The sequence below is a fragment of the Rhodococcus quanlei genome (assembly GCF_055231015.1).
This window is the reverse complement of record NZ_JBUYWD010000008.1, coordinates 140,236-152,045: the sequence shown is the minus strand read 5'-3', so window position 1 is coordinate 152,045 and position 11,810 is coordinate 140,236. Positions and strand designations below refer to the sequence as shown.

General features: G+C 65.0%; 13 protein-coding genes. 6 read left to right on the top strand and 7 right to left on the bottom strand.

Going from position 1 to position 11,810, the window contains the following annotated elements; all coding sequences use genetic code 11:
- Positions 1 to 5: 5 nt before the first annotated feature.
- Positions 6 to 1,580, top strand: coding sequence for a GMC family oxidoreductase (locus ACZI8Q_RS06605; RefSeq protein ID WP_463372711.1), 1,575 nt, complete (start codon positions 6 to 8; stop codon positions 1,578 to 1,580).
- An 88-nt stretch (positions 1,581 to 1,668) separates the two neighbouring features.
- On the opposite strand, the gene ACZI8Q_RS06600 is transcribed toward ACZI8Q_RS06605, so the two are convergent.
- The gene (locus tag ACZI8Q_RS06600; RefSeq protein WP_463372710.1) at positions 1,669 to 1,902 is read right to left on the bottom strand and encodes a helix-turn-helix domain-containing protein; all 234 of its coding nucleotides are present in this window, start codon (positions 1,900 to 1,902) and stop codon (positions 1,669 to 1,671) included.
- The gene (locus ACZI8Q_RS06595; RefSeq protein ID WP_463372709.1) at positions 1,902 to 2,543 is read right to left on the bottom strand and encodes a hypothetical protein; all 642 of its coding nucleotides are present in this window, start codon (positions 2,541 to 2,543) and stop codon (positions 1,902 to 1,904) included. The genes ACZI8Q_RS06600 and ACZI8Q_RS06595 overlap by 1 nt, the downstream gene beginning before the upstream one ends.
- An 81-nt stretch (positions 2,544 to 2,624) precedes the next feature.
- Between ACZI8Q_RS06595 and ACZI8Q_RS06590 the strand changes: the two genes are divergently transcribed.
- From ACZI8Q_RS06590 to ACZI8Q_RS06580, 3 genes are all read left to right on the top strand, one after another.
- Positions 2,625 to 3,056, top strand: coding sequence for a CoA-binding protein (locus ACZI8Q_RS06590; protein ID WP_463372708.1), 432 nt, complete (start codon positions 2,625 to 2,627; stop codon positions 3,054 to 3,056).
- 96 nt (positions 3,057 to 3,152) lie between these two features.
- Positions 3,153 to 4,163 (top strand): MBL fold metallo-hydrolase, encoded by a 1,011-nt coding sequence (locus ACZI8Q_RS06585; protein ID WP_463372707.1) that lies wholly within the window; start codon positions 3,153 to 3,155, stop codon positions 4,161 to 4,163.
- A gap of 58 nt (positions 4,164 to 4,221) precedes the next feature.
- Complete coding sequence (locus ACZI8Q_RS06580; RefSeq protein WP_463372706.1) at positions 4,222 to 4,761, top strand: pentapeptide repeat-containing protein; 540 nt, start codon at positions 4,222 to 4,224, stop codon at positions 4,759 to 4,761.
- Between the two features lie 75 nt (positions 4,762 to 4,836).
- Here ACZI8Q_RS06580 and ACZI8Q_RS06575 read toward each other — a convergent pair whose 3' ends face one another.
- The 5 genes from ACZI8Q_RS06575 to ACZI8Q_RS06555 form a co-directional block, all read right to left on the bottom strand.
- Positions 4,837 to 4,965, bottom strand: a complete 129-nt coding sequence (locus ACZI8Q_RS06575) for a hypothetical protein (RefSeq protein WP_463372705.1) — start codon at positions 4,963 to 4,965, stop codon at positions 4,837 to 4,839.
- A gap of 218 nt (positions 4,966 to 5,183) precedes the next feature.
- A complete protein-coding gene (gene nhaA, locus ACZI8Q_RS06570) occupies positions 5,184 to 7,034 on the bottom strand; it encodes a Na+/H+ antiporter NhaA (RefSeq protein ID WP_463372704.1) in 1,851 nt (616 codons plus the stop codon).
- Positions 7,035 to 7,042: 8 nt separating this feature from the next.
- The gene (locus tag ACZI8Q_RS06565; protein WP_463372703.1) at positions 7,043 to 7,741 is read right to left on the bottom strand and encodes an alpha/beta fold hydrolase; all 699 of its coding nucleotides are present in this window, start codon (positions 7,739 to 7,741) and stop codon (positions 7,043 to 7,045) included.
- 47 nt (positions 7,742 to 7,788) lie between these two features.
- The gene (locus tag ACZI8Q_RS06560) at positions 7,789 to 8,295 is read right to left on the bottom strand and encodes an O-acetyl-ADP-ribose deacetylase (protein ID WP_463372702.1); all 507 of its coding nucleotides are present in this window, start codon (positions 8,293 to 8,295) and stop codon (positions 7,789 to 7,791) included.
- The gene (locus ACZI8Q_RS06555; RefSeq protein WP_463372701.1) at positions 8,292 to 9,272 is read right to left on the bottom strand and encodes an ADP-ribosylglycohydrolase family protein; all 981 of its coding nucleotides are present in this window, start codon (positions 9,270 to 9,272) and stop codon (positions 8,292 to 8,294) included. The genes ACZI8Q_RS06560 and ACZI8Q_RS06555 overlap by 4 nt, the downstream gene beginning before the upstream one ends.
- Positions 9,273 to 9,365: 93 nt before the next feature.
- On the opposite strand from ACZI8Q_RS06555, the gene ACZI8Q_RS06550 reads away from it, so the two are divergent.
- Together ACZI8Q_RS06550 and ACZI8Q_RS06545 are read left to right on the top strand one after the other, a co-directional pair.
- Positions 9,366 to 10,016, top strand: a complete 651-nt coding sequence (locus ACZI8Q_RS06550) for an NUDIX hydrolase (RefSeq protein WP_463372848.1) — start codon at positions 9,366 to 9,368, stop codon at positions 10,014 to 10,016.
- A gap of 52 nt (positions 10,017 to 10,068) precedes the next feature.
- On the top strand, positions 10,069 to 11,805 hold the full coding sequence (locus tag ACZI8Q_RS06545) for a patatin-like phospholipase family protein (RefSeq protein WP_463372700.1): 1,737 nt from the start codon (positions 10,069 to 10,071) through the stop codon (positions 11,803 to 11,805).
- The last annotated feature ends 5 nt before the right edge of the window (positions 11,806 to 11,810 follow it).

The window sequence follows — 11,810 nt, the reverse complement described above, 5'->3', positions numbered from 1 at the left end:
ACCCGATGAGTACCGACGACCGCACCTTCGACTATGTGGTGATCGGCGGCGGGTCAGCGGGTGCTGCCTGCGCCGCACGGCTCTCCGAGGATCCATCCATCACCGTCGCGCTGATCGAGGCCGGACCCGACGACCGCGGCATCCCCGAGGTGCTCGAACTCGCGCGCTGGATGGAACTGCTCGAATCCGGTTACGACTGGGACTATCCCATCGAGCCGCAGGAGAACGGCAACTCCTTCATGAGACACGCGCGCGCCAAGGTGATGGGCGGCTGCTCGTCGCACAACTCCTGCATCGCGTTCTGGCCGCCCGCCGAGGACATGAACGGCTGGGAATCCGAACACGGCGCCGAGGGCTGGAACAAGGACACCGTGTGGCCGGTGGTCAAACGCCTCGAAACCAACGAGGACGCCGGGCCGAACGCCCCGCACCACGGCGACAGCGGCCCCGTTCACCTGATGAACATTCCCCCTGCCGACCCGTGCGGCGTCAAGCTGCTCGAGGCCTGCGCCGAAGCGGGGCTGCCCACCACCAAGTTCAACACCGGTGACACGGTCAAGAACGGCGCCAACTTCTTCCAGATCAACCGCCGCGCCGACGGCACCCGTTCGTCGTCGTCCGTGTCGTACATTCACCCGATTTCCGAACGCGAGAACTTCACCTTGCTGACCGGTCTGCGCGCCAAGGAATTGGTGTTCGACGGCAATCGCTGCCTGGGCGTCGACGTGGTGGACAACCAGTTCGGCCGCACCCAGACGATCCGTGCGAAGGGCGAGGTCGTCGTGTCCGCCGGCGCCATCGACACCCCGAAACTGCTGATGCTCTCCGGCATCGGCCCGACCGTGCATCTACGTGAGCACGGCATCGGTGTGCTCGTCGACTCCCCCGGCGTCGGCGCCCATCTGCAGGATCATCCGGAGGGCGTCATCTCGTGGGTGGCCAAGAAACCGATGGTCGAAACTTCCACCCAGTGGTGGGAAATCGGCATCTTCGACACCATCGACGACGGACTCGACCGGCCCGACCTGATGATGCACTACGGCTCCGTGCCGTTCGACATGCACACCATGCGACAGGGCTACCCCACCGACGAGAACTCGTTCTGCCTCACCCCCAACGTCACCCACGCCAAGTCACGCGGCTCGGTGTCGCTGCGTTCGAGGGATTTCCGCGACAAGCCGCGCGTCGATCCGCGGTACTTCACCGACCCCGACGGTTACGACATGCGCATCATGATCGCGGGTATCCGCCGTGCGCGTGACATCGTGTCGCAGCCGGCGATGGCCGAGTGGGCGGGCGAAGAACTGTTCCCCGGAAAGGATGTGCAGACCGAGGAAGAGCTCGCCGAATACATCAGCAACACCCACAACACCGTTTACCACCCCGTCGGCACCTGCCGGATGGGTTCGACCACGGACAACATGTCGCCCCTCGACCCACAGCTGCGGGTGAAGGGCGTGGAAGGACTGCGCGTCGCCGACGCTTCCGTATTCCCCGAACACACCACGGTGAACCCCAACATCACCGTAATGATGGTCGGCGAACGCTGCGCCGACTTCATCAAGGCCGACCGCCCCTGATCTCCTCCCCCTCCCCCCTCCTCGGCGAATGTCACACACGTTCAGCTCGCGCGAACGGATGTGACATTCGCCGGGGTGCGGGCCCGAGTCACGGATGACCGACGACGCTGAACAGGTCTCCGACGTCGCATTCGAGCACTCGGCACAGTGCGGTCAGCGTGGAGAACCGCACCGCTCGTGCCCGACCGTTCTTGAGCACCGACAGGTTCGCGACGCTCACGCCGACCAGCTCCGACAGGCGCGCCAGCGTCATGCCACGGTCCGAAAGCAGCTCGTCGAGGTGACACCGCACGGCGTGATCGCCCACTTCCTCGGGAGGCATCAGACGAGACCCTCCTGGTCGCGGGCCATGCGTCCGCCGATCTTCACGATCACGGCCACCGCCGAGAACGCCATGCAGAACACGTAGATCGGCCAGAATTCGGCACTGAGCGCTGCCGCATCCACATCGCTGGGATCCCACCCCAGGTCGCGAACCACCAGGTTGCCACCGATGGTGCGGGGTAGCGCGGGGACGAGGATCGCCAGCAAGGCGCCGAGCGCGGCCGCATTGACCAGTTTCGCCGAGCGCGATTCGAAGATGCCGCCCCGCATGAACCGCACCACCAGCATCGTCAGAAGTACCAGCACCGCAAGGTAACCAAGAGCTTCCAGAAGATCAGCGACCCGCAGGTACGCCACGGTCGCCGACGAAAGATCGGCGGTAGGTATCTCCAGGGACACCACCGACCCCACCTGCATTTCCGCCCCGCTGGGCGAGGTGATGGCCTGAACACTGTTACCGGACATCTGCAGACGTGCGGAGATGGTTCCGCTTCCCAATTGCTCGGACAGCATCCAGACGTATCGAACGATCACCACGGCGGCCAGCCCGGCGAAGACCACGATCGATGCCCACAGATCACGACGATCCTTTGCGCTCACATCGACGACGGTCGATGCCTTGTCAGCCGAACCGAACATCTCGAACCCTCCCGTAGAACGTATCGATAATCGATAGGCTATCGATTATCGATACGTTTCACAAGGAGTAGGTTCGAGCACATGAGCACCAGCAAGCAGGACTGGCAGAACCTGGACGCGATCAACCTCATGCTCGACGACTGCAAGACCTGGGCCGTGGTGGGCCTGTCCGGAAACCCGGACCGCACCGCATACGAGATAGCGGCCCTACTACAGCAGCGCGGAAAGCGCATCGTGCCCATTCACCCGAGCGCGCCGACAGTTCTCGGCGAGCCTGGATACGCCACCCTTGCAGACGTCCCGTTTCCGGTCGACGTGGTCGACGTGTTCCGCCAGTCGGACGCCGCTGGGGAGTTCGCAGATCAGGCGGTCGCAACCGGCGCCAAGGCCGTCTGGTTCCAACTCGGAGTGATCGACGAGGACGCGTTCCGCCGCACCACCGACGCCGGACTCGCCATGGTGATGGACACCTGCCCCGCCATCGAATGGGGCAAGCGCAACGACATCCCGTGACATCGCGCCGCCGCCGGAACTCGACATTTCGTCCGCGCCGGAGTACCCATGATAGAAATAGAATACGTTCTAATAACGGGTGAATGAGGTAAACGGATGAACGGTGCGGCACCGATCGGCGACGGCATATTTCAGATTCCCGTCCCGATCACCGACAACCCGCTGGGTCACACCCTCGTCTACGCCATGGAATCCCCCAAGGGATTGGTGCTGGTCGACGCCGGGTGGGACGACGACAACGCCTGGGGCGGACTCACCACCGGTTTGAACGAGATCGGCTATTCGGTGCAGGACGTCGAGGGCGTGGTGCTCACCCACTTCCACCCAGATCACGTGGGCCTCTGTGGACGAGTACGCGAAGCTTCCGGCGCCTGGATCGCCATGCACGAAGACGACTTCTCCCAGTTCGACGAGATGACGACAGCACGTGACGAGGCGTTCTGGCACTTTCATCGACAGAACCTCACCAATGCCGGCGCCGGAACATCCGACGTCGCGGCGTACGAGCGGGTGGACGCACCGCAGTCGCCGACCACCACGGCGTCGAAGCCCGATCGCATCCTTACCGACGATCAGCGCGTCACGTTGACCGGCCGTGATCTGCGCGTCGTCCACACCCCCGGCCACACGCCGGGCCACGTGTGCTTCTACCTCGAAGCCGCGGACGTGATGTTCACCGGCGACCACGTGCTGCAGAAGACCACCCCGCACGTCGGCGCCTTCACCTACCCGCTGGAGGAACGCGACGGTCTCGCCGAATTCCTCGACTCCCTGCGCCTCGTGCAGAAGATGGGTGTCACGCGAGGTTTGGGTGCCCACGGAATTCCCATCGACGACATACCTGCGCGTGCCACCGAACTCATCGGACACCACGAAGACCGACTTGCGCACCTGCACAGCGCGTTCGGCGACGACGAGTTGACCGTGTGGCAGGTCGCCGAGCGGATGAAGTGGTACAAACCGTGGAACGAGATCTCTCCGCTCGGCAAGCACATGGCCCTCGCGGAAGCTGCCGCACATCTGCGGCACCTCGTCACCCGCAAGCAGGTCGCCCAGGTTCCGGGCCGCGACCCGGCGGTGTTCGCGAGCGTGCCGGGATCTCGCTGACGTTCGACGAATTCGCCGAATCAGCACGGATTTCGGGCATTTCCGCCATCATGTTGGCATGAGGCCAGCATTTCGTGGTGTTCTGATGGCAACGTCTGTTGCGGCACTCGGCCTGACCGGTGCAGGCACCGCTTTCGCCACCCCGCCGGAGGACGTCGGGCTGCGGGTCGTCAACGGCTGTGAGATCGTTCCGAACCCCACACCGGCCGAGCACACCAGTTGCCCGGGCGCAGACCTGCGCTACCGCGATCTGCGTGGGGCGAACCTGCGCTACGCCAACCTCGAGCGCGCCAACTTCCACGGCTCCGACATCTCCGGCGCCGATTTCACCGACGCGCACCTTCGCCGCGCCGACCTCAGCAATGTGGTCGCGGACAACACGATTTTCACGGGTGCCGACGGCACTCTTGTCGTCGTCTACCGGACAAGTTTCGACTTCGGCGGAGTGGTCGTCGGCGACTTCAACATCACCACCGGCAACGAACAGCCGACCGCCGTGGTCCCGAACGTGCAGACTGCGCCCCCGTCGCCGACTCCACGACCACCTGCCCAACCGCCGCCGAGTCCACCGATCCCCGCCCCGATGCCCGTCCGCTGACCCCTCTCACACCGCACGAATGGAACATCCGTCCCGTCAGTACGGACGGATGTCCCATTCGCGCAGGGGGGTGGGTTACGACAGGCCGCCGAGCGAGCCCATGCCGCCACCCATGCCACCGCCCATGCTGCCGCCTTCGCCCATCATCGGGCCCATAACCTCGAGTAGTGCGATCACCATCTCGAGGAGCGCTGTCAGTTCCATGTCGGTACCTCCGGTTTGCGTCGATCGATAGGGCTGCAATCCGCCGTACTGGCTGAGACAGCTGCCTGACCGTTCATCGACCAGGCGTACCCGTGAGTTAGCGGCGCGAGATCCACGAGAACGAATTTGGACCCAGCGAGACGAACGACGACACCATTGTTCGGCCAGCCGGCACGATGCTGTTCGGCCTGCCGGCACGATGCGCCCCTCGAAAGCTGCTACTCGCGCGCGGCTTCCAACGTGCGAATCAGCGTGGCAGCATCGTGCGGGCCGACGTGGCGCACCAGGTCCGATCCGCTCGCACCCAGGTAGAAAGTGGGGGTTCCACGAAACTCGCTGGCCTGCGCATCCAGTTCGTCGTCCTCTATCCGGTGATGATGCACACCCACACGCATCGCTTCCTCGAATCGGTCCATGTCCAGGCCCAACCGTGCCGCGTGACCGTAGATTTCGGCTTCGGACAGAGCCTCACTGTTCCCGAACAGGTGATCGTGCATGTCCCAGAAGCGCCCTTGTTCGTGCGCGGCCTCACTGGCCTGTGCAGCAAGCCGGGCGTGCGGGTGCACCTCGTCGAGCGGCAGGTGCCGGAACACGTAGCGCAACTCGTCACCGAAATGGGCGTGAACGTCGCGGATGCTGCCGGTCGCCTTGCTGCAGAAGGGGCACTCGAAGTCGCTGTATTCGACGAGGGTCAGTGGCGCATCGCGGTGCCCGCGGATGTGGTCACGATCTGGGTCGACCGGACGCAGCAGCCGCGTACCCACCTGCTCGGTCGGCGGATGCATCCGCTCGGAGACTCGGAACAGCACCCACCCGAGCGCGGTCGCGATCACGGCAGCCACCAACACACCCACCCGCGCCTCGTTGGCAAGTTCGGGCGACTCGACCGCGAGGTCGACGATGAACAGCGAAATGGTGAACCCGATGCCGGCCAGGGCCCCACCCCCGGCTACCTGCGAGAGCGTGAAGCCCGGTGGCAGGCTGCCCGGACGAAACCGCGTGAACAGCGCCGTCGCGCCGGTGATACCGACCAGCTTGCCCACCACCAGGCCGAGCACCACACCCCAGGCCAGCGTGGACGTGGCCGCATTCGCAAGCGCATCCGGGGTGATCACCACACCCGCGTTGGCCAGCGCGAAGATCGGAACCACCAGAAACGCCGTGTACGGCTGATAGAGCCGCAGCAGTCGTTCGTTGACCGACACCGCACGCAGAACCCCCAATTGCGCCGCCCGCGCGTAATCGGAGTTTGGTGATTGACGGAACGCACGGGTCAGTTCATCGACACGCTCGACGTCGCTGCGACGCGGTGGATACACCGGAAGAAGAAGTGCGATCAGCACACCGGCAAGCGTCGGGTGCACTCCCGACTCGTAGAACGCCAGCCACGTCCCCACCGCCACCACGAAATACCCGACACCGCGCCATACCTGCAGCCGCCGCAACTGCACGATCAGCAGCAGGCCGACGGCGCCCAGCAGCAGCGGCCCGAGCCGCAGATCGTCGGTGTAGAACACGGCGATGATCGCAAGCGCCCCGATGTCGTCCGCGACGGCAAGGGTCAGCAGGAACACCCGCACACGCGCGGAGCAGCGTGGGCCGACCAGCGCCAACGCACCCAACACGAATGCGGTGTCCGTGGAGACCACGACGCCCCAGGCACCGGCTTCCTCCCCGGTGGGGTTGAGCAACAGAAACAACCCCGCCGGAACCGCGAGGCCGGCGATAGCCGCGACGAGGGGAACAGCGGCCCGGGACCTGTCGGTGAGTTCGCCGAGGGTGAGCTCACGCTTCACCTCGAGTCCGACGACGAAGAAGAACAATGTCATCAGCGCGTCGTTGACCCAATGTTTCAGGTCGAGCGCGATGCTGTAGTCGCCGACAGAAACGGTGAGCGGCGTGTGCCAGAAGGACAGGTACGAATCACCCACGTTCGCCCACACCAGAGCGACGAGGGTGGCAGCGAGCAGAAATCCCGCCGACAATTTGTCGTCGTCCGATGCCTCCCGAAAATTGGCAATGCGCAGAGCTATTCGGCCGGCTCGTGTCGGGGTTTCCGTCGCAGTCATCGGGTCGATCAACCCGGCAGCTCGATGACGTATTCCTCGAGGAGGGAGGCCAACTGCTCCGGGCGGGACAATGCGATCAGGTGACCTGCCTCCACCACATCCGGTTCCACCCCGATGCGCTCCCGGGACAAGGCTTGTAAGAACCCGAGCGGAAAGAGTCGGTCGAACTGGCCTGCAACGACACGGATCGGCACGTCGGGCCACTGCTCCGCCATCCAGACCGTCTCGAATGACGTATCCGACATGGCGACCTCTTCGCGTCGGAAGATCTCCCCGATGATGTCCTCGGGTACATCGTGGAAGAACAGCGGACGCGGGTCCATCGGTGCGTCGGGGTCGCGCCCTTCCTCGATGTCGGCAGCGCGCCGCGCCTCCGTTTGACCGGTGTTCTCCCACCACTGCCCGGGAGATTCCCCGGGAGCCGGCAACATCGGTGCGACGAGAACCAGTAGATCCACATGAACCTTCTCGCACACGATCGCGGCCGTGAAGGCGGACATCGACTGAGCAACCAGCACCAGCGGCTGCGCGGCGCCGGCCACGGCCGTGACGACGAGATCGGCGAACTCGTACTGCCCGACGCCCTTCTGTGAGTAGGGCAGATCCACCGTCACCACGCTGTGCCCGTTGTTCGACAACATCGGAGTCACCCGGTGCCAGTAGAACGAATCCGAGCCCGCGCCGGGAAGCAGAACAAAAGTGGCCATGCTGTGGTCTCCTTCGGTCCAACTCACCGTAGCGCGGGACGGCCTGTCTAACCCGCCTCTCGCCGCATCATCTGCGCGACACTGTGATCGAACGCCACCAACGTGACCACCTGCACCCGCGTGGATGCACTCTTCAGTGCGGCAACCGCCACCTGAACTGCGGTGCCGACCGGCCAGCCGAAGGCACCACCGGACACCAGTGGGAACGCGACCGTCGTCGCGCCCACAGAGTCCGCCACCGCCAAGCTCGAGGTGTACGCCGACCGCAGAATCGCCGACCGGTCCTCACGACTGGAGAACTTCGGTCCGACGGTGTGAATCACCCACCGCGCCGGCAGTCGACCCGCCGTCGTTGCCACGGCCGCACCCTCTGCCAAGCCGTGCGGCAGCGACGTCGCGCGCAGTGTCTTGCACTCGGCCAAGATGTCCGGCCCGCCCACACGGTGAATCGCACCGTCGACTCCCCCGCCACCGAGCAAGCTCGAGTTGGCAGCGTTGACGATGGCATCGGCGCGCACACGCGTGATGTCACCTTCCACTACGTCGATGATCATGACCGCTCTCCCATCACATTCCCATTGCCGATATCCGTCTCGTCGCCACCCGCCGACCGAACAGCGAGCCGGAGCAGGTCACGGGCGCCGAGTCCGGGCCACCCGTGCAGCTTTCGTTGCCATTGCGCAGGCACCGCCGAGACACCCCAGCAGGCGCCCAACAATCCGCCCGCGATGGCGGCCGTCGTATCGGTGTCGTGTCCGGCACGAACGGCGCGTTCGAGTGCGGCAGGCAAATGCTCGGGGCCGCCGTCGTCCGCGCCGGTGATCGCCCACCACGCGGTCTGCAATGCGTGCACCACCCAGCCGTTGTTCGCGAAGTCCGCGGGCGTTCCGGTTTCTGCCTGATCGAGCAGAGGTCCCCAGAAGGCGGCCGCATCGTCCCCGGCGATCTCGAGGTAGCGGCGCACTCCGTCGAAGTTTCCGTGCAGCACGGCATGCCGGATGGCGTACGACCACAGTGCGCACGCCTGAGCGGCCCGAGTGTCGTCGTGCGTGAGTGCGCCGATCGCGATGGCGGCGTCGATACATCCCTGCTCGTCGTCGAGGTAACCCAACGCCACCGGAGCCGTGCGCATCAACGAACCGTTGCCGCCCTTGCGCCCGGTGAGACTGCGCGCCTGTTCCTGCATCTGCGCACCGGTAGCGCAGCGCGCCGACAACACCGCACGCGTCTGGTTGCCGATGTCGTTCGGTTGCGAGTCGTACCACCGCAGAAACTGGGCGGCCACGGCGTCGAGTCCCTCCGTCGACCGGAGATCCACACCCTCTGCGGCAACCTCAGCGATCGCTACCGCCATGGACGTGTCGTCGGTCCATTCTCCCGGAGCGAAATGGAAGGGACCGCCGCCGATCATGTCGATGACCGTCTCCGGCGTGGGGTGGGTGAATTCGTAGCCCGCACCGAGCGCATCCCCTGCCGCGGTGGCGAGCAGAACTCCTGCCGCGCGCGCAGTCTGCTGCCGCGTCAATCTCATAGCCCCTCCGATTTTCGTTAGATCGTTTCTGCGCTAAACATTAGATCAATATCGCGCTAATATGCAAGAGTGACGTGGACGAACTCGAACGGAATGCGCCTGACCGACTACCCTCGCCCCTCCGTCGCGGTCGATGTGGCGGTGCTGACGGTGGACGACGAAACACTGAAAGTGCTGGCAGTCCCCCACCGATCAGGGAAACCCGCACTGCCCGGCACCTTTCTGCACCAGGGCGAAAACCTGACCGACGCCGCGACCCGCGCACTGCGCGACAAGGCAGGCGTGGAAGGCGCTGCCCTGCATCAACTGCACATGTTCGACGATCCGCACCGGGACGACCGAGGTTGGGTGGTGTCGATGGCACACGGAACGACCGTCCCGTCAGACCAACTCCCCACGAACACGATGCTCTTGCCCTGCGACGGCCCTGACGTGAAGAACCTGGCATTCGACCACTACGACATGGTGACCCTCGCCGTCGACGAGCTGCGTGAACGCTACGGGCGGCATCCGGACCCCGACCACCTCCTCGGCGAAACCTTCACCGTCCTCGAACTCCGGCGCCTCTACGAAACCGTGTACGGACGCCCGCTGCCCAAGGATTCGTTCCGCAGGCAGATGATGGGCACCCTCGAGCCGACCGGAGAACTCTCGACCGCCGGCAGCGGACGACCTGCAGAAATGTTCCGTCGACGTCACGACACCGACATTCCACGAAGCGCCGTAGCACTTTTCGTGGAGTGAGCGAGGTCACCCGGAGGTCGTCGCGAGCATCACTGTGCGGCAGACTGTCACCGTGAAGGCACATTCGTACGACGACACTCAGGATCTCCTCGAGGTCGACCTCGACCTGGAGTCCGCAGACCTGGATGCCGAGTTCGAACAGGAACTGGCCGACCAGGGCCACGTCGACCTGTCGGAACTGGCCGACCGGGACGAGGTCCTCGCACTCCAACGCATGGAATCCGCACTGGTCAGGGCCGATCTCGCCCATCCTGAGGTGCTGAGCCGCGAGGAGTACCGCCGACTGCGCTACATCATCAGCTTCGCCCGCCTCACCGTCTTCGAGCCGGGCGCCGCAGGTCCGGACGGCAGCAGGGGCCGCGGCGACATCGATATCGAACGCGAAATCGCGGGATTCCGGCAACGAGTGGTGGACGAGCTCCACGACCCACTTCGAGGTGAAAAGGACCTCGAGAAACGACTCGTTGCGGCAAAGGCGATCCTTCCCCACCTCGTGGAACCGCTGGAAGAAGAGCGTCGCGCGGTCAGCGAACGCCACGGCTCCGACTTCTCGCTGGTCGAACTCGACTCCGAGGTGTGCTACAAGGCGCTGGTCTGCTCACTCGGTGGTGGCGGCGGGGCCGGTTACGTGTACCTCGGTGGCATGAAGAGCCTCCTCGACAAGGGGATGACGCCCGCCTACATCCTCACCACGTCGATCGGCGCGGTGGTCGGCAGCGTCACCGCCCGCACCCTCCCCGTCCCGGTGGACGAATACATCCAATGGGCGAAGACGGTCAACTTCGGCGGCATTCTCGGCCCGGCACGGATCGGCAGCCGACGGCACGGGCTGGGCGGAGTCTTCTCCCTGACGTTCGACGACTTCGCCGACGACCTCTTCCGCTGCGAAGACGGCTCCCCGATGACGCTCGCGGATCTGTCGATTCCGTTCGAAACCGTCGTCGCCGGTGTGCGCAATCAATCCTTCGACCGCCTACCCGCACGGCTACGGAGCCAAGAGAACGCGTCGTCGCGGATGCGGGCACTCCCGAAGACCGGAGCCGGTCTCGGCCGCCAGGTGGGGCTCGGGATCTGGCAGGCCTCCGCCTTCCTCGACCGCCAACTGGTCAAGCCCATCATCCTCGGGTCCGACGAGCTCACCTCCCACCTCAACGTGGTCGACGCGGCAAGCTTCTCCGCATCCATCCCCGGTGTACTGCACCACGAGACCAACGACCCGAACATGGTCCCCATACTCGACGAACTGTTCGAACAGAAGGACATCGCCGCACTGTTCGACGGCTTCGCCGCCGGCAACGTCCCCGTCGAAATGGCGTGGCGCCGTGTCCAGGACGGCCGGCTCGGCACGCGCAACGCCTGCTATTACGCGTGGGACTGCTTTCACCCGCAGTGGGGACCGAAACACCTTTTCCTGCAGCCGATCACGCAGGCAGTCCGCATTCAGATGGTGCGCAACGCACCGTTCGCGGACCGCATCGTCCGGTTCCGGCCCACCTTGTCCGCCCTGAACCTGGCGCCGTCGCCGCGGGCGATGGACCGGGCGGTGCGCTGGGGGCAGAATTCGGTCGAGGAATCACTTCCGATGATCGAGCATCTGGTCGAACCCTTCTGGTGGGAAGGCGACGGGCCGCCGCGCGTCGAGAAATTCGAAATCCCTGTCGAGGAGCGCGATCCCACTCCCCGCGTCCGGCCCATGCGGCAGGTACTCCGGCGCGCACGAGACCGTGTCCGCATCGCAACCATGCGTGCACGCCGCCGCAAGCCCGTTCGGCAGCACAAGGACAACTGACGCGG